The following is a 23,777-nucleotide window of genomic DNA, read 5'->3' as shown; positions in this document are numbered from 1 at the left end:
AAGGGCTCCGAATTCACTGTCCTGTTCCGTTGCACACCACACCAATGGTTCGAAACAAAATCTTAAGGTCGAACCAGAAGCCGACTTTTCGCACATACTCACTGTCGAAGATTGCGCGATGAGCAAACTCGACATCGTTGCGTTCGGACACCTGCCATGGACCGGTAATTCCTGGCTTCATCAGGGTGTAATCCCCGCCCGGATACAGCTTCCGCTGCTCCGGCATCATCGGCCGCGGGCCAACAAGGCTCATGTCGCCGATCAAGACATTCCAAAGTTGAGGCAGCTCATCCAAAGACGTCGCTCTAATAAAACGGCCAAATTTTGTAATGCGGGGATCGTTGTCCAGCTTCTGCTTTGTTTCCCATTCGACAACAGCAGATTCATTTTCAGCCAAATGTTGCCGCATAATTTCATCCGCGTCTTCGACCATCGAGCGGAATTTCAGGAAATCAAATTCGTCACCACCGATACCAATTCGTTTCTGGCGGTAGATCGCAGGACCGCCATCAAGCCTAACCAAAAATCCAATGGCAAGCATGAGCGGCAAAACAAAAGGAGCGCCGATCAATACCAGCGCAAGATCAAGCAGGCGCTTACCTTTCAACGCGTAGAAGCCCTTTAGCCTTTGGCTGACATCACTCTTTACGCTAGATGTCTGATTTTTATTATAAATTCTAGGTTCTTCAAATCTAAACGAACCGGGAATATCACTCATATTAACCCCCTAACACGCAGGACAGCGACGTCCCCACACTAATAACTCGCGAATGGCCAAATAACGCTGTGACCTAAAATGAGGCCAGAACGCTGCTGCCTAACTATTTTCTACTCAATAGACCTGGACCTGTAACCGCCTTAAACAGCCACCCACCCATAGTTATTAATCCGATTCGCACAAAAAACCGTACCGGAATTGCCCTGGCGACGAGCATCGCACTAAAGGCAACGTGAAACAACTTTTTTGTTGCTGAGGCTGAGCCCGCGAATACGCAATCGCACAAAAATTGTTCACAGGTCCACCATGCCCTTCCCTGCGTTGCTATCTCCTAAAGCAGCAGGGACGAGGCGGCAAATAAATGTGAATTCACCACCAAGTCGGCACGTTCCGGCAATTTTGGCTAGCTGCCGGATTTCAAAGGGAGCTTACCTGCAATTTTCAAGCGCAGCTTGCTCCCCCACAAGATTTTGAGCCCCATGATCAGAAGAGGAGTGCACATCCCGATCAAAAAACCAAAAAGCAAGGCTGAACTGACCCCCATGCCGTTGAGGATGAACGCCACAAAACACAATGCGGCGACCAAAGGTCCGGACAGTAAGTAAACAATGACCATGTTCAGTGTTTGCTCTCAGTGTTTGTCATTTAGCCGGTACTTATTGATGCTCAGTCCAATTTGTGGTCTTTTTAAGGCAACCCCAGTGTTGTTGCTGTCGCGACGTCTTTTTGGTCGAACACAGCAAGGCGACACGCACTCGATTGCCATCGATCGCCTACATAGTATTGACGCGCCTTGACTGCGACAGGTCTGACGAAGAAACCAAATCCACTCGGCAAAAATATGCCAGAATTGCAACACCCAGTCTGCTTTAGGGTGTCCACCTGTCGCTGGGATTGAGCTACTTGGACGAAGGAAATCCACCGATCAGCAAGCGCCGCTTTAGCTTTCGCACGACAGCCAATGCGGCGGTCTGGCCGACATACAGTAATGCAACGAACATTATCGTCAGGCCAAGGGCCAAGATCGCAAATTGCTGCATCAAGCCCGTCGATGCGTTCGCCCACAACCCTAAGGGCGCAAATGCAACTAAGCCCGCAAGTGCTTTGCCAAATTCTGCCAACGGGATGCTGATACGGTCAATCCGACGCCCGTATTGAAAATAGACCAGAAAGCTCAGAATTGCACTCACAAGAAATGCATATGCCGCTCCTTTTGCGCCCAGCCAATATATGAACAGATACGATATCGCCGCATGACCAAGCAGCGTTGTCACCGAGATAATCAGCTGCAGGACCGTCTTCTTTGATCGTGTAAACGCGAAACTAAGGTAGGCACCCTGTAATCCAAACACAAATGATGAGAGCGTCAGGATACGAATGTATCCGGCGGTCTGGTCTGCAAAGGCAGGCTCGAACAGAAGATTGGCAAAAACGTCCGCCGAAAATATCAACACGGCAAGGATCGGCATTGAGATCAGCATCAAAAACGAGAAGTACCGGTAGAGAACCGCATCTGACGAGGCTTTCCCCTGAACTTCTTGGGCCTCGAAGACCGATGGGCCAATTACACGTGACAGCGTTCCCATTGGCAGGCGAAGTGTCCGTGCCGCAAGGGATTGTGCAGCGGCGAAGTATCCAACAGCCTCCATCCCCGCCAAAATCGCCAATATCGACTGAGAAAACATCGCGAAGAATGTTGCGCTGGAGGACACAATGGCCAAAGGGAAGCCGAATGAGAGGTATGTTTTCAATTCGGCTAATTTGGGAACAACGATGCCTGAACGCCGAAACGCGATGAGCAATGCGTAACCTCCGGTCACAGCAGCCCCAATCGACATTCCAATCACGGCACTTTCGTAGCCCCCTCCGTTCAGGATAAAGCCAACCGCCAGCGCGACCCCTAGTGCGTGTCGCAACAAAGTCACCGCAGCATATTTTGGACCTTCGTGATACTGGCGCAGGCAAGCTGCCCCAAGCTCATGCATCCCGTGGCTGATACAAAAAATCGCCGCAAATTTAAGGTTTTCGACCCATTCTCCGGGCAAGACCAGCGTTACGAGGCTGGACAAAACCACAAGAATAAATGCCAGCACAACCGATGCCCCCATAACGGTGGCAATTGTCCTACCCTCAAACTCCTTGGCGTGATGAAACCGGGCGATCGCAATAACCAGCCACAAAAACGAAAATGAAAACAGGATCGTTCCGACCAAAAGTGTTAAGTTGTATCGTCCAAACTCTGCCGGGCCCAAAACTTTCGTCATAACCATCAAAATGGCTATCGCAAAAACCGCAGACAGAACTCGAGGGACAAAAAACCAGGTCATTTCAGAACGCCTTACAAGAAAAAAACTTTAAACAAAGCTAGATACAATCGCCCATTTCGGAGCAACCAGGAGAATTGAATCGGCACAAATCGTTGGACCGGTAATCGTGAACGACAAACGCGGACCGTTCGTCGCAATGCCCTATGCGTGATCTGAGTGTATAACATCCGAATTTTTAATCTTACATTTGGGATTAACTGGTCACTATTGTCTATGGGAACGATATCTGAGCCTACGACCGTGCAGCGAAGCGGTGCTTGTAGACAAGCGTCCGCCATCTTTGTACGGTTTTGTGGCTTCAGCAGCCCTCTTCTGCTGAGTGATCCTTTTTTGTGAACGTCTCTTTCATCGACCAGTTTTTGCCATGAAACCTGTTACCCGCAGCTTACCGTATCAATATCACGCAGGAACATCGTTTAACCACCTTGTGCTTGCTTTTTGCCTGTGTGTTCTGGTGGTGATTGGCACTCACTTTCTGGCAATCGTGTTCTGGCAGAAAGGCATCGCAAACAAGATCGGAGTTCTACTGCTAGTTCCTGTACTTACGATCACCCTATTGTATTTTCGGCACCTTATCCGCGGTGCGGTTTCATCCCCCGAAATCACACTGCTAGTTATTTTTGCATTTTTTTCAGTGCTTTGGAGCGACTTTCCCAGACATTCTTTCGAGCGCGCGGTTCCATTGGTCGTAACAACCGCGCTTGGACTAGTGCTGGCCAGTGTTATGTCCTTACGGGGATTGCTTTTGTTTTTGGCGACATTCTATGGCATCGTGATTTTGCTGGCTATGGTGGCCATCATAGCCTTGCCCCAAGCACGAGGCATTCCACCGTGGGGGAATACATGGAACGGGATTTTCCTGCATAAGAACGGCCTGGGAACTGCGGGGATGTTCGCGTTGCTAACGTGTTCCTATGCATCTGGACAATTCACTGGCAAACTAAAGACTGTCTTTGTTGCGACGGCAATTTTGGGACTATTCCTATTGATTGCCTCAGAATCACGGTCATCTCAGATCATCGCCCTGTTCTCTGTGACAGCGCTGTATGTTAGCAAAATTATGCCTCGAATGGAGACAATTTGGGGCATAGGATACATACTGTTCTCAATGATCTTTGTAGGCATGGTCGCATTTGTACTTGCCTCGACACTTGCAGAGCCTCTGTTTTCACTGATCGGACGAAAGCCCACGTTGTCGGCCCGGATTCCAATTTGGGAATTGGTCTGGCCCAATATTATGGATCGGTTCTGGGTCGGCTACGGATATGCCGCCCACTGGTATGAAAATGCTTCGCACCTGAGTGTGTATTCGAGCAAGGCCAATTTGGGCTTCCTGCCCCACTATTCCCACAATGGGTTGCTTGAAACATTTCTTAATGTGGGCTTTGTGGGAATTTCTCTTTTGCTTCTAGGGTTGTTTCGCTTTTTCTTCTCGATGTTTTATGGGCTACGCTTCATCCCGGACCGTGAACCCATAGTCTTCGTTTTCATTTTGGGGATGGTGTTCATCTTCTCAAACATCACTGAGAGCATGGTGATGGAAAGGATGAGCGCCAGCTGGATTTTCTTCGTTGCATACACCACAAAGATGAACCTTGTCGCGAAAGCGCTAAGGGCCTCGGCGCGGGCGAACTATGCCGCCGCGCATTAGTTTCGGTTTATGTGGGCGGACCAAAACCTGCGATTTCCTGCGACCGTTTCTTTAACGACAACCATTTCAGCAATATTTGGATCCAAGCGAGATTGACAGCTACGGCTGAGTGGTATGGAATTTAGGCATTATCTTTTTAAGCCTTAACGAGTTCCTATTCGGTGGGAGACCCACATGAAAACAGCTATTTTTGCAGGCGGCAAGGGCTCGCGCCTAATCGAAGAAACACGCGTTCGTCCCAAGCCTTTGGTTGAGATCGCGAACCGCCCTATCTTGTGGCACATCATGCAGCACTACTCGACCTATGGTCATCACGATTTCGTACTGGCCCTGGGGTACATGGGCGATCTGATCAAACAGTACATATCGGATCTTTGTCAGCATGACGGAAATCTGCGCGTCGATTTCGCCAAGCGCGAACTGTTTGGCGAGCCAGAGTATCGGAATTCGGCCATAGACACCCAGATGCCGCCCTGGACTGTCGATCTTATTGACACGGGCACCGAAACGATGACCGGGGGTCGGCTGGCCCGTTTGCAACCTTATCTTGGCAATGACACGTTCATGCTGACTTACGGCGACGGGGTTTCGAATGTTGATCTGGACGCGTTATTGGCTTTCCACAAATCTCATGGCAAACTGGCAACCATAACCATGGTCCGGCCGCTAACGACCTTCGGTCACCTTCAGGTGCGCGAAGATGGGCTTGTGGAAGGTTTCATGGAAAAACCAGAAGTAGCGACTGACTGGATCAATGGCGGCTTCTTCGTGCTCGAACCCGAAGTTTTCGACGCGGTTGCAAGCGTCAATGGGGACGACATCATGTGGGAAGAGGGGCCTCTTCCTAAATTGATGGAGCTGGGCGAATTGATGGCCTATCGCCATTCCGGTTTCTGGTACTGCATGGACCACCTAGCAGACAAAAGACGGTTAGAAGAAATGTGGAAAAGCGGGAACCGTCCGTGGGCGACTTGGGAAGAAAAAAATGGCGCTCGGGACGATGTGTCGGGGCAGAATGGAGACAGACACCGACTGGGTATTGGTCGTGGCGCGCATCCCGGTGATTGGGTGCGATATAAATCACTTTAGTGCCACCTGCCCTCGGGCTGCACAATGCTTCAAGTGGTTTCACCTATGCCAGACACCCATTGCTCCCTGCCGTACAGTCTGGACGATCACTCGTCATTGAGCGTCGTTTCGGACGGGTGAGAGATTTGTTAATTTTGTGTTTAGTAGGAGTATTAGGTTGACGAGTTCTATGAATTTCAAACAAGCCCGACGAGATGTCTTGATTTTCTCTCAACGCAAGTTGAACACAGGTATTTCACGCTGCTCTGGGTACGAATTCGAAGATGTGGTCGCTCAGGTTGAGGGCGCGGATATCTTGATGCCAGCCCGCGCCCAACAAACACGCGTTCAGGTTAATCCCAAAAGATGGCTGTCTAAACACACGGGTCTTTTCAAATATTGGACATCTGGCGTGCCGAAGGCACGACTTGAAAAAGACTATGATGTCTTTGTTTGCAATGTCCAAAAACCAATTGAGCTGCTTGCCTTGGATGCCATCCCGAATTGGCGCGAAAGAACGGGTGTAGCAATCTGCGTTCTCGAAGAGGTCTGGGCTGCTGACGTCGCTCTTTATTCCCCTTTGATTAAATCCTTGTCCGAATTTGATCTGATAACCTGCGCGTTTGCCGAAACCTGCGAACTATTACACCGCTTGACGGGTAAGCCCGTTATCCAAATGCCTGCAGCTGTAGACATGGTGCGATTTGCACCGGCTGCGTCACGTGTTGAAAGGCCTGTTGACGTCTATTCAATGGGTAGAAGGCGTCCAGAGCTGCATGAGAAGCTGGTAAAAGCAATGAAAGCCCGTGGCGGCTTCTACCTGTACGACACGGCGACTAAACCTCCGGTCACCGAGCAGCAATCCGCGCACCGCGAACTACTGGCCAGTATCATCCAACACAGTAAACTTTTCGTAGTAGACATCGCAAAATTTGGCCACAAGGACCAATGCTCAGGACATCTCGCATGGGGCCCCCGACAAATCGAAGGAATGGCGGGCGGTGCAGTTCAGGTTGGATACGCGCCAGAAACACCTGACTACTATCAGTACTTTGATTGGCCCGAAGCAGTGTTCCGTTTGCCTGAAGACTCGGACGAGGCCTTGGAAAGCCTTCTGGCGTTGCTGGACAACCCGGCTGAACAACATCGTAGGCGGAAAATAAACTTCGCCAATTCGCTGCAAAGGCACGACTGGGTGCACCGCTGGGCCAGTGTATTGGAATATTTGGATCTGCCGGAAACCGTGGCCATGATAGATCGCCACAGTCGCCTGAATGACATGTCCCGACAGCTAGGTATAAGTCAGCCAGAACAGCCCGACCTCGAAACGATTTCCTAAAACGACTTCAAGCCAAGCAGTTTCGGGCGTTTATTCACGATCCAAACTGTGGACCACTTTGCGTTCTAGGCAATAAGTACGGCCATATACCCTTGGGAACCCTCTTGCGCTCTCCACTCTCTCTGGATCGTTTGTCCGGCCAGGTCGCCTTCGGACGTTTGGGCGATCAGCGCACCAAACCCTGCAGCCCAATTCCTTCGTAATTCGCGACACTGTCTTTCGGGATCATCCGACGTCCGTCGATGACCAGCGGTTGTGGGACAAACGTTTTGACCAATTCGGGCAATTTTGAAAACTCGGGCCATCGGGTCACTATCATCAACGCGTCCGCACCTTCGATCGCCCGGCTCAGTTCGTCCTCATAAGCAATTGAGTCGCTAAAATGAGCTTCAGCTTCGTGGCGCGCAACCGGATCATAGGCGACGACCTCAGCCTGTTCGGTCAGTAACTTGTGGACAATGGTCAAAGCTGGGCTTTCTCGGATATCATCAGTTCCCGGTTTAAAAGCCAGGCCCAAGACAGCAATCCGCTTGCCGCGAAGGTCAGGGAAATGAGATTTCAATCGGTCCAGCATCTGGCCGGGTTGTTTATTATTGGTCTGCATTACTGCATTCAGCAAAGGCATCGGAGATCCGGCGTTTTCTCCATACGCAATCAGCGCCTTTACATCTTTGGGGAAACAGCTGCCACCAAAACCGCAACCGGCCGCCAGATAAGTTATGAAACCGGGCCAGATGCGCTCCGCGTTCTCCGGTAGGATAGGAGTAAACCGTTTGTCCAGATGCATACCCTCCATCGCCTCGACTACATCAACTCCCACTTTGGCGCAGAGATTTCCGATCTCATTCGAGAATGAGATCAAAGTCGCCAACAAAGAGTTCGCGGTGTATTTTATCATTTCCGCGGTAGCAGGGTTTGTCCTTACGATATCAACATTAGGAAAAACGGAGTAAAGCTCGTCCATCGCGGCTATCGCACGGTCATCACCTCCGCCGATAACGATGCGGTCAGGATGCATGAAGTCCGTGATGGCTTCGCCCTCTTTGAGAAACTCGGGGTTCATGCCAATACCGAAATCTTGGCCCGCTCTTTTGCCCGAAGCCTCCTCCAGAATTGGCGTGACAACCGTGTCGGTTGTTCCCGGAACGACTGTGCTTTTTACCACTACGACGTGATAGGCATCCTTGTCCTTGATTACCTCACCAATCTGGCGCGACACGTCGCGGATATACCTCAGGTCGATTTCGTTGCCATCGAACGGCGTGCCAACAGCAATCAGCGAAATGTCCGAATTCAAAACCGCATCGCGCAGATCTGTCGTTCCGTGCAACGTTTGGCGTACAGTCTGGCACAAGAGATCTGCCAACCCGTCTTCGTGAATAGGTGGCGTGCAGGCGTTGATCTGATCTATTTTCTGCTGAACCGTATCGACACAGACCACGTCGTGACCCTTCATTGCCAGACAAGCGCCCGAGACCAAACCAACATATCCCGTTCCTATGACTGATACACGCATCACATATCCTCTGCCTCTCGGTTGCCGCTGTACCAAATCATTGCGCGACGCAGCCCCTCGTCTACTCCGATCTCGGGGTCGTAGCCAATATCGGACCGGGCTTTAGCGATGACTGGGCAGCGACGATTGGGATTGTCGACAAGGTAGTCTTTGTCTTCCGAGACTTGAAAAACCGCTTTGCCCTGATAGCCAAATTCGTCGCGGGCAATTGCGATAACACGCTCGGCCAAATTAGCCATAGAGATTTCGGGGTCTTCAATACCAATGTTGTAGGCTTCGCCCGGCTTTCCGTTCAACAGAATCTTGTAGTAACCGCAGACGGCATCCGCGACATAGCAAAATGTCCGAGTGGGCGCGCCATCGCTGAACATCACGATATCGCGTTCAGCAAAGATATCGCGGGCAAAATCCGGCAGCACTCGGCGGTCCGAAATTTTCAGGCCTGGGCCGTAGTTATTGAACGGGCGCGCTATCGTGATCGGCAGATCGTGTTGTTGGGCGAACACGACGCAAAGCGTTTCGCCGTATCGCTTGGACTCGTCATAGCAAGCTCGTGGGCCAGTGCACGACACATTTCCCCGGTACGTTTCCGGAGTTGGAATGTTTTCGGGGGTTGGATCACCGTAGATTTCGGATGTTGAAAAAAAGAGAAACCCTTTGATCGGTTTTTCCTTTGAATGCTGCGCCAAAGCGTAGTCCAACATATACCGCAATCCACCGACATTGGCGTCCATCGTCTTCAGCGCGTGTTGGCGGTAATAGATTGGCGAAGCGATCGAGGCCGCGTGGATGATGTAATCGAAATCGGCCATGTCATCCGGCAACGGTTCCGTAATGTCATGGGTTACCAGTGCTAGGTTGTCATCATCCTGTATGGACTTCAGCCAATCCGGTACGCCGCGCATGTAATTGTCAAACACTGTTATCTTGATCGGTGCTTGACCCGAAACGTTGTTCCAATGGACCACGGATTGCACCAAATAATACCCCAAAAAACCTGCCCCTCCGATAATCAAAAGGCTTCGGCCTGACATGGTTTCAAATTCTGGTCCAAGCTTGGAAGCGATATATTCCAAATCGGTGAACACAACTTCTTGAGCGGTTTTCACGAGGCTTCTCTCTGCAAACTCAATGATTGGTGATACGGAACTTTGAATCTCGCGATGAACACAACGCTGCTTACTGCAGGCAAATTCTTTCTGGTTCGAAGTCTTGAAACCAAACGGAGACCTGGGTTGGTGTCGACTGTATTCAACTTGATTCACCGAAGAAAAATTTCATTTAGATCTTAGCATGCACCGCAGTGGATGAAGCAAAAGATTGTTAAGTGAATTCAACTTGCGACCCCGCCAAGTCAAACGGAGTGAATGCTGCAACTATCCAAGTTGCATTGTTGCAGCTTGGTTTTTTACCTGGACGGCTAGAACTTTTTAGCCGGGCGCACATGAATGTCGGTCACTTCCGCTGTGTTTGCCGACAACAAAGACTGCAGCACAATCTGCGATATGTCATCCGGCTGCAGTAGAAGGTCTGGATTATAAGCTCGGTTCTCTTCTGCGAAAATACCTTGCTGCATGGCACTTGCCGTTCGCCCAGGAAAGACGCTTAAGACACGGACGCCGACCGGGTTCAACTCATCACGCAAGGCGTCGGCAAAGGCTTTGAGCGCGTATTTGCTGGCTGAATAGGCGCCGGTGCCACCTCGGGCGTTGTTCCAAATCGATGAGTTCAAAAATACTACCGATCCATGTCGGGCTGATAGCGCGCGCGATAACGCCTTCGTCAGAACCCAAGGCGCGCGCAAATTTATTCTCCACATCCGGTCTAATTCCGTGATCGGCGCACGCGCAACGGTGCCCATGGCAAAGTCGCCAGCGGCGTGAACAAGTATATCAAGCTCATCGATAGTGGATGAAATTTTGTCGGCAGCAGCTTCCATCGCCCCGTCGTCAGAGAGGTCAACTTTATGCCAGATAAGTCGGTCACTCTGTTTAGTTTTACGCGACAATGCATGAACTTCGGCACCTTCGGCCACCAAAGCCTCGGAAATTGCGCCGCCGATTCCGCCGCTTGCCCCTGTAACCAAGGCAACTTGCGACTCAAATCGAGCCAACCTCATGACGCGATTACCAGCAAGCCATGTTGCAGCAAAATTTCAGCCGCACGCGCCACACGATCAAACCCAAGTTGAGATCGCTCCGCGATATCCAAAAGACTGTGATCCCCATCCGAATAGTTCAGCACCCAAAGCAACGCCATCTGCTGCTCCTTGGAATCCGATCTGCCACCAATCGCGTCATACAAGCCACGTCGTCCAAGCATCGGTTCCCCTTTCGGGTTGAGGTTCATGAACTTTTTGTCACGCTCAAGGATATCGATTACCTTCTCCAACCTAGTCAACGAGTCTTCCAACGCTTCCGGTCTGACGAATTCGGGATTGTCCGCCGAGGTATGATACTCTGGGAAACTGGCATATGGCGTTCGGGAAAAACAGCCCATTGGCATGTCAAAGCCCGGCGAACAAAACTGCCTTTCGTCATAACCATAGGGTTCGAATTCCAGCATTTTGTGATCCGGTTGATCCTGAATCACCAATCTGACTGCCCGGTTGATTTCTGTGTCATCTCGGCGGCTTTTCTTGTAGTGAATCGCCCCCGGATCGCCAAGGTTTGCCAGCACCAGACCATGCTTGACCCGGTCAACGGTTGCAGTGTTGCGCGCGAGCCAAGTGATCGAGCCAATTGTGGCGGGGATAAACAGAACACGGATTGTGTGCTGCGGCTGCGGCCCTTCCAATAGTCGACGTGCAAGTTCAGTCGCAACCACAATCGATGATAGGTTGTCATTAGCCAAAGAGGGATGGCAAATGTGGGCCGACAGTAGAATTTCATCCTTCGTTTGCCCTGGTATGACACACTCAGCGTAGGTGAGAGATCCGTCCTCAAGCGTCGCGTCCACGACGACCTCATATTCCCCTTCCTGCATAGCCTCAAGATCACGGTGCGGCAGACAAAAACCCCAGTTCTCCGCGTAGTACCCGGTTCTATAGGGAATCCATTCGGGATTCGAAGGATCCGAATGCAGGTGTGGCTTCAGTTCCGACAGTGACATACGGGTGTGCACCGAACGACTATAGCTTACGATATGCAGATTGTGCTTTTGGAAATCGATCACCCTGTTCCCGGAGGCATCAGCAACCCAAGCGTCGCGAATGGTCCATTCCTTTGGGACATGCCAATCCAGAACGGGTTCGCCTGAAGGGACCTCGGTGACGGAAAGTGGAATATGCTCGCCTATCAGCGAAAGCGTTTCGCGTACACCTGGGCCCGTGATTGAACGGCATATTGGATATAGGCGAACGAGCTGAGAATGAAGCAACTCCCCGACGGGGGTATTCGTGCGATCCGCCATCATCACTACTCTAAGACCTTTACTTCGGGCAATGGAACAACAAATCTTCCGCCCCATTCGACGATGCCCTTCATCGAGTCCATGATCTCTTCTTTGATGTTCCACGGAAGGATCAGCACATAATCGGGCCGAGTCTCGAAAATCTTATCGGGCGCGTGAATCGGAATACGTGTTCCTGGCAGCAACTTGCCCATTTTGGCAGTGCTCACATCAACGGTGTACTCAAGAAGATCCGTCTTGACGCCACAAAAGTTCAAAAGGGTGTTTCCCTTGGCGGGTGCTCCGTACCCGACGACGGTTTTTCCAGCTTCCTGTGCGTCCATCAGGAACCTCAACAGATCCCGCTTTGTTTTGTGAACCTGTTTCGCGTAATCCCGGTATCGATTGAGCGACGTTAAACCCTCAGCCACTTCGCGAACTTCAAGTTCGGCCACGGAAGGCAACACCGGATGATGGGTATCCACGTCCTCCGCACGGCAGGCGAACACTCTCAACGACCCACCTTGTGGCGCGATCCCTTGCACCTCGAAGACCTTGAGCTTGTGGCGTTCAAAAATCTCCCGAACTGCAATCAATGAGAGGTAGGAATAATGCTCGTGATAGATCGTGTCGTAATAGTTCTTTTCGATCAGATTCAGCAGATGCGGGAACTCCATTGTAAGCACCCCGCCCTCTGCCAGGGCCGGATGGAAGCCGCTCACAAAATCGTCAATGTCCGGGACATGGGCCAGTACATTTGCACCGTGAAGAAGTTTAGCCTGCAGGCCTTCGCTTTGCAGCCACTCACCAGTTTCTCGGCCGAAAAAGCGAATTTCCGTTGGCAAACCTTTTTCGCGCGCGAACTTTGCGACTCCTGCCGATGGCTCAATCCCCAGCGTAGATACGCCATTTGCGTGAAAATATTGAAGCAGATAGCCGTCGTTGCTCGCGATCTCGACAACCCGGTGTTCCGGGCCGATCCCAAATCGTTCGGTCATCTCGGCGACATAGCCTTTTGCGTGATTCAGAATCGTCGACGAGAAGGACGAGAAATAAGCGTAATCCTCATTGAATATGGTTTCGCGCTGTTCGACAGCTGGCAACTGGACCAGCCAACAGTGTGGGCAAACATATGCATGAAGCGAATAAAATGGCTCTGGCTCGAGAACTCTGGACGGATCTACATACGAATTCGCCAGCGGCGTGGCGCCTAGATCGACAAATGTTTCGGCTAAACCTTTGCCGCAACCTCGGCACGAAAGCTTGACGCTCTTTGGAAAAACCTGATCGGGCATAACAACATTCAAAACAATGAACAAACACGAATTTGGTAGCATAGATGGAACGTCACCCAAAGCCATTTTTCCTGACTAGGTAGACTCTTAGGTCGCCAATCAAACCTAAGTATCGGTTTCGTTGATCTGTGAAAAATGAGGCATATGAAACAGCTGGTCACCGTTTGATTCTGGCTTTTCAAGATTAGTCAGGAATCATCGGCGCTTAGCGCTCTGGCCCTTAGACCGGTTTTAACACCTGCACTATGGTTGAAAATCACGACGTCAGCGCGCAAAGCAATGCGCATCGGATTTCGGCCAAACCAATAGATATGCATGCTCCCGGATCCAAAAAACGCAATTGTATCGGGCATGCCTTATTGTTTGCAAAAGTTTGACAATAAGGACATCAGGAGTGTCGGAACGGCCGAGTAGCTTGACGGGCTCAATTCATGCATTGCGTCGCCCGCCAATGTATTTGTCAACCAACGCCTTCGTCCCACGAATATTTCCCGCGCTTGAAGCCCCGAACACAATCGACTCAACGCCCGGGAGCTCTGATATCCAGTGGATTGCTTCATCTGCGGGGATCGCCCCAGAGGCATAAACAGACATAGCGACAGCCCGCACACGTCCGGATTTCAATGCGTCAAGATAGGCATCATATCCGCCAGACATACGGAAGCCGATCTTGTTGATATTCGAACAGATTATTGGGCGTTCAATGCCCTGCTTTTCCAGTATATCAAGAAGCAGCGGCATGTTCATTGTGATGTAAGCAGGCTCGGCGCCGTATTTCTCTTGGATGTGATCGTGGAAAATTCGGAAAGCCCGATGGAACCCCACGCCAATCAACAAATCAGCAAAGACGTTCTGTATGAAAACAACAGGAGTTTTTGCTCCCGTGAACATCTTCATCTCCATATCAATCATTGCCCTGGCGATGCCATCCATTTCTTTTGATGCTAGGGCTTTTGTCCCCGCAAGCGCGGTTGCAAACAGACCATCATTAGGCATGAGGTGTCTTATGGCCCCCAACATACCGTGGTCAGTTACGGCGTTGGCGTATTTATGCGCGTAGGGCATACAGGGGTAGAACTGGAAATCGCTGTAACGAACGGGATCGGCCCGAACACGATCAGCCACTTCTGAAATCTGATCGTGGGTCGTACACATGAAAGTGCGAATACCCACATCATAGGCAACATCCAGAACGTCCATAATCGCGTCAGTTCTCTGAAAACGCATCGCTTGCGCCCGCGCTTTTTCTTCGGACATGTGGTTGACGCCAAAAAACTGATTATCGCCGAAAAGCAACTTATCCACGTCATGCACTCCTTAAAGACGAAACCATCCACGCCTTTTCGCGGGCGCGGGCTGCGTGACGATCGGGGCTTCACCAACAGGCATACCGGTGTCGGCATTGGACAATATCATCGACATAGTTTTGTCGGTTTCGGTGGCAGAAGCAAAATCGTTTAAAATGAGGTCTGGTTTTCCTTGGGCCACAGCGGTGATAAATCCATCAAGCTGGGCTGAGTATTCTTCGCCTCGCAGATAGAACCACACGTCGTCCGTAAGATCTGTCGTATATCTGACGTTCCAGCCTTTGGTATAAGTCGGCAATTCAGGATCAGCATTTCGCAGATAAAGCTGACACTCCTGACGGTCAGCGAAAAGGCGTCCATTGGTTCCAATCATTGTGATCTTCGTCGACATTTTTCGATGGCTCTCGTCAGACCAGTTGACTGAAAGCTGTGCCGTGGGTCCATTATCCCATCGTAGGGTCGACATCACCTGATCATCTGCATCTTCTGAGAAAACGCGCGTGAGAACTGAGCCGGAAACCTGCGTTGGAGTACCAAAGAACCAGTTCAAAAGGTTCAAAGGGTGAGCCGCATAATCATAAAGGCAGCCGCCGCCTTCGGAATTGTCAGTGCGCCATGTGCTACGCCGATGACGCAGTACGACGGGTCCATAAGCTTCGGCCTGCACGTGTGTGATATTACCCAGTGCTCCGGAATTCAGGATTCTCCTGACTTCCTGGAACGCGCCAACATATCTGTAGTGATAGCCAACCTGCGTGACGACGCCCTTGTCTTTCGCCAACTCCGCCAAACGGAGGCTATCCTGCCAGTTAAGGCAAAACGGCTTTTCGCAAAAGACGTGCAAACCTTTTTCTAAGGCGGCGTAGGCCATGGACGCATGCAGACGTGACGGGGTCGCAATGACGACCGCATCCAAATTCTGAGTGGCAAGCATCTTTGCGTAGTCACTGTGAATTGTAACTTGCGCGTTCTTTTTTAGCACATCGCTGATGAATCTGGAATCATCACAGGCTACCGCATTGGCCATCGGATGCACATTGGCTATGGCATAGTGTGACAAGCCCATTTTACCCAGGCCAACAACGGCAATGTTGATTTTGTCCGCCATTCTCCAGTGCACCTCAAACTCATTAAAAAAATTGACGCATGTCGCCACGAAGGTTGCACAAACGTAGACAATTCCAGTGTCATACACCACCGGGCGAAATTCAAATTGCAATGCTAGTACTTTTTGACGCAGTGGATCTTCAGATGGGTATGGGTGCCTCGACAATCATTCAAAATGAACCGTAACAACTTGAAGTTCTTTGTTACCAACGCTGTTACATGCTAAATTTGTTGGTGCGACAGTAAATTGAAGTCTGCAATTACAGCCTCAGAATTAACACAGACGCCGCGTTGACAGCGCTACCTTCAATAAACGCAACTCGATTAGACGACACAAACAAAATCGGTAACAGTTTGAAACCACCCTAGTGTTATGTTTCTAAATTCGAAACACTCTTAGGCAGAATCACTCACACGAAGCCACATACAATGGCGACGCCAAAGGCTCATCGACATGACGCTTGGGCAATACCTTCGATCACCCCTGTGCAAAAAGACAAATAGCAAACGCGTGTCGGTTGGGGTTGACGTGCGCATCAAACGGCCGCTGGACCAGATCCATTGAATTTGTGCATCACCCAACATCTGCTGCTTAATAGAGGCCGCTAACGTTTGGCAAAGGCCTTTTCGTATCGGGCGTCAGGCCAGACGCACAGCAGACCGTTACTGACCCGTGCCAACAGTTCGGCGTCATCTTCGTGGTCCGTCACCACTGTGGCATCATCCAATTGTCCAGCATCAAAATACGCTTCGGCATTCGCAAGCTTGCCTGCGCGGCGCCACTTCCAGCCGGATCTTAAGGAAGCTGCTGCAAGCTCAGGTCGGGTTCCGGGGTAGCATTGCAGTAAGGGCGCGATAATAGCTTCATAACCATTTGAGAAAACGACAAACCGCGCCGGTCGAGCCTTGCCTATTAGGTCCTCAAGTGCTGTGTTGGCGAAAGTGCGACCAAGCTTGGGAGCGATGCGTGCCCAACTGCGAAGGGTCCATGGCATCAACGTCGCGATGGCCATCACACGAAGCCAATCACGATAGTCTCGCGCCCGTCGCCGCCCGCCAATGACCCTCCACGGGCGTGTCAAATCAAGACCGCGCAAGATTGCCGCTGCCAAAGGAGCAGGACGCGCATGGGCCAGAAAGCACTCGGTAGAATTGCGCAACCAAAGTGTCTCATCGAAATCGACGATCAGCAGCTTGCCCGCAGCTTTTTCCATGGCATGTGTGAGCTGTTCAGGAGAAGCAGTTTCGTAAAGGGGACGCTGCATCACCATTAACTGTCCATACCGCCTGAAGACGACCATTTGTCGTGCTGTACATGCTGCATCTCACGTACCACTTTTCTTGTTTGCTTGAACCCTCGCAAGCAGAGCCACCCCAGAATAATGCCCCCGTGAATAAGGTAGCTTTCGCTCAGATTGGATGGCAACAACAATAGCCAGATCGACACGAACGAGAGTATTCGCAACACTTTAGACGGAAGTCCTACAAGGCCACTGCGTCCGTATCGGTACACGATGTATGGCACCCAACGGCGCAGGCATTGCGCAAATATGAGGGCTGCGCCCGCAGCAGGCAGGTAAAAGAACAGCAACGGAAACCCGTATTTCAGGATCTGTAAGGGTAAATAGACCCATACGCGGCTCAACTTATCGATACGGTTGTACGCATAATAGACCGCCCGAAGACAACCCAGTAAAGTGATCCAAGTAAGCAGGTATAAGAGTACAAATAGCCCGGTTGCTTCGGGTTCTGTAACCCACGCAGCCAGCAATGCCCCAGGCGCCGCAAACGCCACCGCCCACAACCAAGCTTGGCGTTCGGAGAAGTACGTCGCGGCCCTGTCAAAGCCAGGCGTTACCTTGGCTTCATGTTCAAGGCTTTCCGACACCGCGTCGTTTTCGAAGTAGCCGATCTCGTAGACGGTCCAGAAAGAAATGTGGAAGAAAAAAATGGCTAGGGCGACGCTGATTGGATCCGATGAAAATGGCACGAATGCCAACAGAACCAACAGCAAATCATCGCCAAGATTATCGAGAAAAAACGGTAGGCCGGTAGACTTGTTGCGTTTGAAGCGAAACGAGTAGTCTAGCGGAACATACCTGCGCGGACTTTTTACATTGTTATCCATAAAGAACCTTTTACCGGGGCATTAGACGCACACGCATATCAATCACTATTCGTTTATATTTTGACGACTCTACGATTTTTTGACGTGGTCGCAAAACAGATCAAGTTTCGACATAAGACTGCTGCCGCATTTGCGAATAGATGCTGTTTCCCTAAATCATTGGAAGCAGAACGTTTCTTTCAGATGTGAAGAAGGACAGTTTTTGACGTCTCGAGACCTTTTTGGATGTCGACTGCACATCAGTTCGGGCGGCAGGACGGTGCTTTGCGCGTCAACTCTGGGCCCCTTTCAATCTAGATACCTACTTTCACAATCGCGCAAACCAAAGTCCGAGGCGCATGAAATTATCCCTTGGAAAAATCGCGCGCGACCATTTTCACCAATGCGAGTGGATATCGCTCTCCAATCCCGACCCGGCAACTGCGCCGCAAAATATCCAGTGTTCGCGGGCACATGTCCGGAGCATATTCGATCGGCCGTTGCGCCCATGCCCAAGGATCGACCTTTGGATGGAAGGTCCTTTTTTCCAGGATCGGATCCCAGTTTGAATAAACGTGTTTAGTGCTGTCAAAAACACGACTAACCCCGCGGCGTTCGGCAAAAGCCTCGGCTTCGTTTTCCGTATCAAATGTAACGACGACACCAAGTGCATTCTCGGGGTCATTTTGTGGAGTGAGGGGGAAGCGACCTTTTTCTAGCGCTTCTGTCACCACCTCGTATCGCTGCTTCATACGTGAGATAACGCGGTGCAGTTTAGACAGTTGCGTATTCATCATGGCACCAGAAATCTCGTTTGCCCGCAGATTCAGCCCAATGAACAAAGGAGAGGGTTCGGTAAACGCATCATTCCGATAGGAAATCCCGATGTCGTGGTAGTTAAACGCACGAAAGTAGTCGTGATCGCTGCTTAACAAAACTGCGCCGCTTTCGCCGATGGTTATGTTTTTGTGCTGATTGAAACTGAAGGCGCCAGCGTCGCCAATTGCTCCGCAGTACTGACCCCTGTACTTTATCCCGACGGCCTGGCACGCATCCTCTACAACCAATAAACCGTGTTTCTTCGCGGTTTTAAGTATTGCGTCCATGTTGCACGGGCGGTTGCTCATGTGCACCGGCAAAATCGCCCGTGTGTAGGGTGAAATTTTGTTTTCTATGTCCCTTGGATCAATCGCCAGCGTCTCATCAATTTCGACCAGAATTGGCACCGCCCCAACGTGGACGACTGCCGCCGCGCTTGCCATCCATGTATATGCGGGAACCAGCACCTCATCACCGGGCCCGACACCCAAAGATGCAAGGGCCACGGTAAGGGCCGAGGTTCCGCTGTTAACCATCAGCGTTTGTTTCGCACCGGTCAGTTCGGACAATCGTTGCTCAAAACGGCGACAGTATTGGCCAGACCCAGAGTTTCGAAGCAGATCACCCCGAGCGATCGCTGTTCCCGCTGCCAACCACTCTCTAAATCCCAAACGCTGCACGCGACCGTCCCCCTGTCCCTGTTTTCAGATGGCCGTGCGAAGGTTTACAGATCGCTAAAAAGATGTTTCCAATATTCATCTCTAATTTACTCGCAAAATTCACCAAATAACTTTTTCCAATCGCGCCAGATAAAAAGCGCTCCGACACAACAATATGGAAATTATTCAACTCCAAGAAGTACCGCATGAACAGGTGATTCGAACAGACGTACTGATCGTCGGCGGCGGAGCCTGCGGTTTGACCATTGCCCGAGAATTGATCGGGTCAGGTCTAAATGTGGTCGTGGCTGAAAGCGGTCTGCAACAAGAAACACCTGAACATTCAGCGCTCAACACCGTGGACATGCCCGATGCAGTTCGATCCCAAGCTCGGGCCAAATTCAATTCAGGTCTGGCGACACATTGGGATCAAGACAGCCAGCCATTCGGCGTCCGGTGTCGCGGCCTCGGTGGGTCCACATTGGCGTGGGCTGGGAAGTCTGCAGCTTTCAGCGAAATCGACTATCAGCAGCGGGAATGGGTTATCGGCTCGGGTTGGCCGATTTCACAGCGCGAGCTTGCACCATATATCGAGCGAGCCGGACAAATACTTAACCTTGGTCCACAGGTATACAACTCTGCTTTGTGGGAGCTTTTAGGGACGACTCCGGCGCAACCTTCAATCGACCCGGCGGTATTCGAGGATTGTTTCTGGCAGTTTTCGCGTGGCCGAGAAAACCCTCTCGACCTTTTGCGAATGGGGAGCGAATTCGCCAATTTGACCGCCAAAAACGTGCGTGTTCTGCTCAACGCTACTGCAACTAAGATAAACGTCGACACTACCGGAACCCGTTTCGAAAGCGTGAGTTTTGCAACGCTGTCGCCAGAAATCCGTAATGTTACAATCCATGCGGAAAAATGCGTCCTGTCGGCAGGAGCAATCGAAAACGCAAGGTTGCTACTGGTGTCCAACGATGTTCACCCAAATGGCTTGGGCAACCGTTTCGACTTGGTCGGACGCTATCTTTGTGGCCATCTGCAGGCGGAACTCGGTTATTTTGACGCCTCCGACGCACAGAGAATGACGCAGCGATTTGGCTTTTTTGGCCTCCCCACAGATGGGCGCACGCATATGTACTCTAGTGGGCTTGCAACCTCCCCGGCAATTCAGCGAACCGAAAAGCTGTTAAACGGCGCTATCTTTTTTCTGGAGGAACGTTCTCAGGAAGATCCGGTCAGTGCGTTAGGGCGGTTATTGGGCGGCAAGAGCCAATCCAGATTGCAAGACGTGATGGTTGTGGCGCGAAGCCCGGTTTTTGCTCTTAAGGTCGCTGGAATGAAAGCACTGAATAGCGGAAAGCTCCCCAAATCCGTTCGCAATCAGATCGCCGAAGCTGCTGCTGCACTCTTTCCAAATTCCTCTGTCCGCGAATTTCGTTATCGAGGGCTCCCACACAAGCTGGATGGCATCGTGGCCCATGCAATAATCGAACAAGCGCCCAATCCTGAAAACAGAGTCGTGCTTTCAGATCGTCAAGATCAACTGGGACAACACCTACCCAAGGTAAACTGGTCGACCGGTTTTGAAGAGCGCCACACACTGCTTCAAATGGGGAAGAACTTTGTATCCGAGTTCAAGAAATGCGGCTTACCACCCCCTCAGGTTTCCGAGTGGCTGCGCAATGGAAAGCCGGATCAGGCGGATATGTTTGATGTCGGGCACACCATGGGGACCACGCGAATGTCACTGTCACCAAGGGAAGGGGTCGTTACAACTGATTTGAGAATTCGAGATATTGAGGGACTTTATGCTGCCGGCGGTTCCGTTATGCCAACGACGGGACACGCAAATCCAACACTTATGATGATGTCCCTATCGATTCGCCTTGCAGATCACTTTAAGCAAAAGGGGGCTTCTTAGGCTGAATACTCGTTTCGCAGGTGTTCAGGATGAGTCCATTCCCAAGCGGTGAACGGACGAACGATCCACTATTTTCTTTCGGCTGAAATCAGATCCCTACATACAATGAATGCTACGGTGCTTCTTTGATCACTTTGTAGCAAGGATGGATAATTAAAAAAGTGGTGAGCCGTGCAGGATTCGAACCTGCGACCCACTGATTAAAAGTCAGTTGCTCTACCAACTGAGCTAACGGCCCACTCTTTTGTTGGATCTTGTCGATCCGTGGCGCTCTTTAAGTCATTTTCCCGACCGGGTTCAAGACCTTATTTGCACCTCGTTTCGCCAAAGTAATCAGTGTTTCCGGCGACCCGATAGGCGGCCTAATTAGGCAGGTGGCGCTGGGGGGTCAACCCCCTTTTTAAAGGAATCTGCGTCGCAGGGTGGATTCCTTTCAGGCGCAGGGTTATATGCGCGCCATGCAAGGATTACAGAACACTGGTTTGCCCTTCATGAAGATGCACGGGCTGGGCAATGACTTTGTCGTTGTGGACGCGCGCGCGTCTGCGACGCGGATTAGCCCGGCACTTGCGCGGGGAATCGGGCATCGTCAATTCGGCGTAGGTTTCGATCAGCTTGCCGTGATCGAAAACGGCAGGTCGGATGCGCATCTGGTGTTCTACAATTCAGATGGATCTACCTCGGCAGCATGTGGAAATGCCACCCGTTGCATCGCCCGTTTCCTGATGCAGGAATCGGATAGATCCGACCTGACACTGACGACCGAACGCGGCACTCTTTACGCCAAGGACGCCGGAGACGGCCTGACCTCAGTTAATATGGGACACCCCCAACTAAACTGGAACGAGGTTCCGTTGTCTGAGGAGGTCGACACGCTGGAACTGCCCATCGAGGGAGCGCCGACGGCCACCGGGATGGGCAATCCGCATTGCACCTTTTTTGTTGATGATGCCGAGGCTATCCCTCTGACCGAGTTCGGTTCGCGTTACGAGCACCTTCCACTCTATCCTGAGCGTACGAATGTCCAAGTGGCACAAATCATTGGACCGGACCACATCCGCATGCGCGTGTGGGAGCGTGGCGTGGGCATCACCCTGGCTTCGGGATCATCCTCATGCGCCACAGCCGTTGCTGCTGCGCGTCGCGGCCTGACCGGGCGCAAAGTGCAAATTGAACTGGATGGCGGGACGATCTGGATCGACTGGCGCGACGATGGCGTCTGGATGACCGGACCAACCCGCCACGTCTTCTCGGGCACACTGACACCGGAATTTCTGGAATCACTGGAATGAGCGCACCGAAGTTCACCACCCTGGGCTGCCGCCTGAACGCCTATGAAACCGAGGCGATGAAAGAGCTGTCAGCGCAGGCCGGGCTCACCGACGCGGTGATCGTGAACACCTGCGCCGTCACGGCAGAAGCGGTGCGCAAAGCCCGGCAAGAGATTCGCAAGCTGCGGCGGGAAAACCCTAACGCGCGGCTGATCGTGACAGGCTGCGCGGCCCAGACCGAGCCTGACACCTTTGCCCAAATGGATGAGGTCGACGCGGTCATTGGCAATACCGAGAAAATGCAGCCGGAGACCTGGAAAGGCATGGCGGCGGACTTTATTGGCCAGACCGAGGCCGTGCAGGTCGATGACATCATGTCCGTCACCGAAACCGCAGGCCACCTGATCGACGGTTTTGGCACCCGCTCACGCGCCTATGTTCAGGTCCAAAACGGCTGTGACCATCGCTGCACTTTTTGCATTATCCCCTATGGCCGTGGGAACTCGCGCAGCGTCCCTGCCGGCGTTGTTGTGGATCAGATCAAGCGGTTGGTGGATCGGGGTTATAACGAGGTCGTACTGACCGGCGTTGACCTGACCTCTTGGGGCGCCGACCTGCCTGCGCAACCCAAGCTGGGCGATCTGGTCATGCGGATTCTGAAACTGGTGCCCGACCTGCCACGCCTGCGGATCAGTTCGATCGACTCGATCGAAGTGGATGAGAACCTGATGCAGGCCATCGCGACCGAACCGCGCCTGATGCCGCATTTGCACCTTTCCCTGCAACATGGCGACGATCTGATCCTGAAACGGATGAAACGCCGCCATCTGCGCGATGACGCCATCCGGTTCACCGAAGAAGCCCGCAAGCTGCGCCCCGAAATGACCTTTGGCGCCGATATCATCGCTGGCTTCCCGACCGAAACGGATGATCATTTCGAAAACTCGCTGAGACTGGTGACCGATTGCGATTTGACTTGGTTGCACGTGTTCCCTTACTCCAAACGCGACGGCACGCCAGCCGCCCGCATACCGCAGCAGGTGAATGGGAACGTCATCAAGGACCGTGCCGCCCGCCTGCGCGCGGCCGGTAACGCGCAGGTCACGAAACACCTGCAGACCCAAATCGGCAAAACTCATCACATCCTGATGGAAAACCCGCATATGGGCCGCACCGAACAATTCACCGAGGTCGCTTTTGAGGCACCACAGCCCGAAGGGCAAATCGTGAAGGCAACAATCACAAGCGTCACCGGCACGCAGCTACAAGCCTGATCCGGCCT

Annotated in this window: 19 protein-coding genes and 1 tRNA gene; 6 read left to right on the top strand and 14 right to left on the bottom strand. The window is 51.8% G+C overall.

The genetic code is table 11. From position 1 onward, the window contains the following. Positions 1 to 13 precede the first annotated feature (13 nt). The 3 genes from AC2FID_RS10250 to AC2FID_RS10240 all read right to left on the bottom strand — a co-directional run bounded on the left by AC2FID_RS10250 (position 14) and on the right by AC2FID_RS10240 (position 3,045). Positions 14 to 718 carry a sugar transferase gene (locus AC2FID_RS10250; RefSeq protein WP_282170102.1) on the bottom strand — a complete coding sequence of 235 codons (705 nt, stop codon included), beginning with the start codon at positions 716 to 718 and terminating at the stop codon, positions 14 to 16. A gap of 403 nt (positions 719 to 1,121) precedes the next feature. Continuing rightward, positions 1,122 to 1,334, bottom strand: a complete 213-nt coding sequence (locus AC2FID_RS10245) for a hypothetical protein (RefSeq protein ID WP_496836675.1) — start codon at positions 1,332 to 1,334, stop codon at positions 1,122 to 1,124. Between the two features lie 283 nt (positions 1,335 to 1,617). Continuing rightward, positions 1,618 to 3,045: an oligosaccharide flippase family protein gene (locus AC2FID_RS10240; RefSeq protein ID WP_496836674.1), complete on the bottom strand. Its 1,428-nt coding sequence runs from the start codon at positions 3,043 to 3,045 to the stop codon at positions 1,618 to 1,620. Between the two features lie 364 nt (positions 3,046 to 3,409). On the opposite strand from AC2FID_RS10240, the gene AC2FID_RS10235 reads away from it, so the two are divergent. From AC2FID_RS10235 to AC2FID_RS10225, 3 genes are all read left to right on the top strand, one after another. After that, entirely contained in the window at positions 3,410 to 4,696 is a 1,287-nt protein-coding gene (locus AC2FID_RS10235) for an O-antigen ligase family protein (RefSeq protein ID WP_496836296.1), read from the top strand. A 174-nt stretch (positions 4,697 to 4,870) separates the two neighbouring features. Beyond that, the gene (locus AC2FID_RS10230; RefSeq protein WP_282170098.1) at positions 4,871 to 5,785 is read left to right on the top strand and encodes a sugar phosphate nucleotidyltransferase; all 915 of its coding nucleotides are present in this window, start codon (positions 4,871 to 4,873) and stop codon (positions 5,783 to 5,785) included. A 391-nt stretch (positions 5,786 to 6,176) separates the two neighbouring features. Further along, positions 6,177 to 7,103, top strand: a complete 927-nt coding sequence (locus AC2FID_RS10225) for a glycosyltransferase family protein (protein ID WP_496836671.1) — start codon at positions 6,177 to 6,179, stop codon at positions 7,101 to 7,103. Positions 7,104 to 7,269: 166 nt separating this feature from the next. Here the strand turns inward: AC2FID_RS10225 and AC2FID_RS10220 are convergent, their stop codons facing one another. The 10 genes from AC2FID_RS10220 to AC2FID_RS10175 all read right to left on the bottom strand — a co-directional run bounded on the left by AC2FID_RS10220 (position 7,270) and on the right by AC2FID_RS10175 (position 19,324). Further along, entirely contained in the window at positions 7,270 to 8,619 is a 1,350-nt protein-coding gene (locus AC2FID_RS10220) for a UDP-glucose dehydrogenase family protein (protein ID WP_496836669.1), read from the bottom strand. Continuing rightward, a complete protein-coding gene (locus AC2FID_RS10215; protein ID WP_496836668.1) occupies positions 8,619 to 9,728 on the bottom strand; it encodes an NAD-dependent epimerase/dehydratase family protein in 1,110 nt (369 codons plus the stop codon). The genes AC2FID_RS10220 and AC2FID_RS10215 overlap by 1 nt, the downstream gene beginning before the upstream one ends. A 311-nt stretch (positions 9,729 to 10,039) precedes the next feature. Beyond that, positions 10,040 to 10,738, bottom strand: coding sequence for an SDR family NAD(P)-dependent oxidoreductase (locus AC2FID_RS10210; protein ID WP_496755428.1), 699 nt, complete (start codon positions 10,736 to 10,738; stop codon positions 10,040 to 10,042). Then, on the bottom strand, positions 10,735 to 12,030 hold the full coding sequence (locus tag AC2FID_RS10205; protein WP_496836666.1) for a DUF4910 domain-containing protein: 1,296 nt from the start codon (positions 12,028 to 12,030) through the stop codon (positions 10,735 to 10,737). Before AC2FID_RS10205 ends, AC2FID_RS10210 begins: the two co-directional genes overlap by 4 nt. A gap of 5 nt (positions 12,031 to 12,035) precedes the next feature. Next, positions 12,036 to 13,304 (bottom strand): methyltransferase domain-containing protein, encoded by a 1,269-nt coding sequence (locus AC2FID_RS10200; RefSeq protein ID WP_496836664.1) that lies wholly within the window; start codon positions 13,302 to 13,304, stop codon positions 12,036 to 12,038. Between the two features lie 429 nt (positions 13,305 to 13,733). Continuing rightward, on the bottom strand, positions 13,734 to 14,609 hold the full coding sequence (locus AC2FID_RS10195) for a hypothetical protein (RefSeq protein ID WP_496697407.1): 876 nt from the start codon (positions 14,607 to 14,609) through the stop codon (positions 13,734 to 13,736). A 12-nt stretch (positions 14,610 to 14,621) separates the two neighbouring features. Beyond that, on the bottom strand, positions 14,622 to 15,719 hold the full coding sequence (locus tag AC2FID_RS10190; RefSeq protein ID WP_282170090.1) for a Gfo/Idh/MocA family protein: 1,098 nt from the start codon (positions 15,717 to 15,719) through the stop codon (positions 14,622 to 14,624). Between the two features lie 604 nt (positions 15,720 to 16,323). Next, positions 16,324 to 16,983: a hypothetical protein gene (locus tag AC2FID_RS10185; protein ID WP_282170089.1), complete on the bottom strand. Its 660-nt coding sequence runs from the start codon at positions 16,981 to 16,983 to the stop codon at positions 16,324 to 16,326. A 5-nt stretch (positions 16,984 to 16,988) separates the two neighbouring features. Further along, the gene (locus AC2FID_RS10180; RefSeq protein ID WP_496836662.1) at positions 16,989 to 17,846 is read right to left on the bottom strand and encodes a hypothetical protein; all 858 of its coding nucleotides are present in this window, start codon (positions 17,844 to 17,846) and stop codon (positions 16,989 to 16,991) included. Positions 17,847 to 18,190: 344 nt separating this feature from the next. After that, on the bottom strand, positions 18,191 to 19,324 hold the full coding sequence (locus AC2FID_RS10175; protein WP_496836660.1) for an aminotransferase class I/II-fold pyridoxal phosphate-dependent enzyme: 1,134 nt from the start codon (positions 19,322 to 19,324) through the stop codon (positions 18,191 to 18,193). Between the two features lie 154 nt (positions 19,325 to 19,478). Here AC2FID_RS10175 and AC2FID_RS10170 point away from each other — a divergent pair, with 154 nt between their 5' ends. Then, complete coding sequence (locus tag AC2FID_RS10170) at positions 19,479 to 21,224, top strand: GMC oxidoreductase (protein ID WP_496836658.1); 1,746 nt, start codon at positions 19,479 to 19,481, stop codon at positions 21,222 to 21,224. A 162-nt stretch (positions 21,225 to 21,386) separates the two neighbouring features. On the opposite strand, the gene AC2FID_RS10165 is transcribed toward AC2FID_RS10170, so the two are convergent. Then, positions 21,387 to 21,462 (bottom strand) — tRNA-Lys (locus tag AC2FID_RS10165). 211 nt (positions 21,463 to 21,673) lie between these two features. On the opposite strand from AC2FID_RS10165, the gene dapF reads away from it, so the two are divergent. Beyond that, on the top strand, positions 21,674 to 22,516 hold the full coding sequence (gene dapF, locus AC2FID_RS10160) for a diaminopimelate epimerase (protein ID WP_496836870.1): 843 nt from the start codon (positions 21,674 to 21,676) through the stop codon (positions 22,514 to 22,516). Beyond that, positions 22,513 to 23,769: a tRNA (N(6)-L-threonylcarbamoyladenosine(37)-C(2))-methylthiotransferase MtaB gene (mtaB, locus tag AC2FID_RS10155; protein ID WP_496836656.1), complete on the top strand. Its 1,257-nt coding sequence runs from the start codon at positions 22,513 to 22,515 to the stop codon at positions 23,767 to 23,769. The genes dapF and mtaB overlap by 4 nt, the downstream gene beginning before the upstream one ends. Positions 23,770 to 23,777: the final 8 nt, after the last annotated feature.

The organism is Ruegeria sp. CDSC068, from assembly GCF_059610545.1.
The sequence above is the reverse complement of the archived record's forward strand: the minus strand, read 5'-3'. Positions and strand labels throughout refer to the sequence as shown.

What these genes read in the sequence shown, in the direction of transcription:
- AC2FID_RS10170 (WP_496836658.1), top strand. Translation starts at nt 19,479, where the DNA reads ATGGAAATTATTCAACTCCAAGAAGTACCGCATGAACAGGTGATTCGA.
- mtaB (WP_496836656.1), top strand. Translation starts at nt 22,513, where the DNA reads ATGAGCGCACCGAAGTTCACCACCCTGGGCTGCCGCCTGAACGCCTAT.
- AC2FID_RS10190 (WP_282170090.1), bottom strand. Translation starts at nt 15,719, where the DNA reads ATGGCGGACAAAATCAACATTGCCGTTGTTGGCCTGGGTAAAATGGGC.
- AC2FID_RS10235 (WP_496836296.1), top strand. Translation starts at nt 3,410, where the DNA reads ATGAAACCTGTTACCCGCAGCTTACCGTATCAATATCACGCAGGAACA.
- AC2FID_RS10210 (WP_496755428.1), bottom strand. Translation starts at nt 10,738, where the DNA reads ATGAGGTTGGCTCGATTTGAGTCGCAAGTTGCCTTGGTTACAGGGGCA.
- AC2FID_RS10240 (WP_496836674.1), bottom strand. Translation starts at nt 3,045, where the DNA reads ATGACCTGGTTTTTTGTCCCTCGAGTTCTGTCTGCGGTTTTTGCGATA.
- AC2FID_RS10245 (WP_496836675.1), bottom strand. Translation starts at nt 1,334, where the DNA reads ATGGTCATTGTTTACTTACTGTCCGGACCTTTGGTCGCCGCATTGTGT.
- dapF (WP_496836870.1), top strand. Translation starts at nt 21,674, where the DNA reads ATGCGCGCCATGCAAGGATTACAGAACACTGGTTTGCCCTTCATGAAG.
- AC2FID_RS10250 (WP_282170102.1), bottom strand. Translation starts at nt 718, where the DNA reads ATGAGTGATATTCCCGGTTCGTTTAGATTTGAAGAACCTAGAATTTAT.
- AC2FID_RS10205 (WP_496836666.1), bottom strand. Translation starts at nt 12,030, where the DNA reads ATGGCGGATCGCACGAATACCCCCGTCGGGGAGTTGCTTCATTCTCAG.
- AC2FID_RS10185 (WP_282170089.1), bottom strand. Translation starts at nt 16,983, where the DNA reads ATGCAGCGTCCCCTTTACGAAACTGCTTCTCCTGAACAGCTCACACAT.
- AC2FID_RS10180 (WP_496836662.1), bottom strand. Translation starts at nt 17,846, where the DNA reads ATGGATAACAATGTAAAAAGTCCGCGCAGGTATGTTCCGCTAGACTAC.
- AC2FID_RS10200 (WP_496836664.1), bottom strand. Translation starts at nt 13,304, where the DNA reads ATGCCCGATCAGGTTTTTCCAAAGAGCGTCAAGCTTTCGTGCCGAGGT.
- AC2FID_RS10220 (WP_496836669.1), bottom strand. Translation starts at nt 8,619, where the DNA reads ATGCGTGTATCAGTCATAGGAACGGGATATGTTGGTTTGGTCTCGGGC.
- AC2FID_RS10230 (WP_282170098.1), top strand. Translation starts at nt 4,871, where the DNA reads ATGAAAACAGCTATTTTTGCAGGCGGCAAGGGCTCGCGCCTAATCGAA.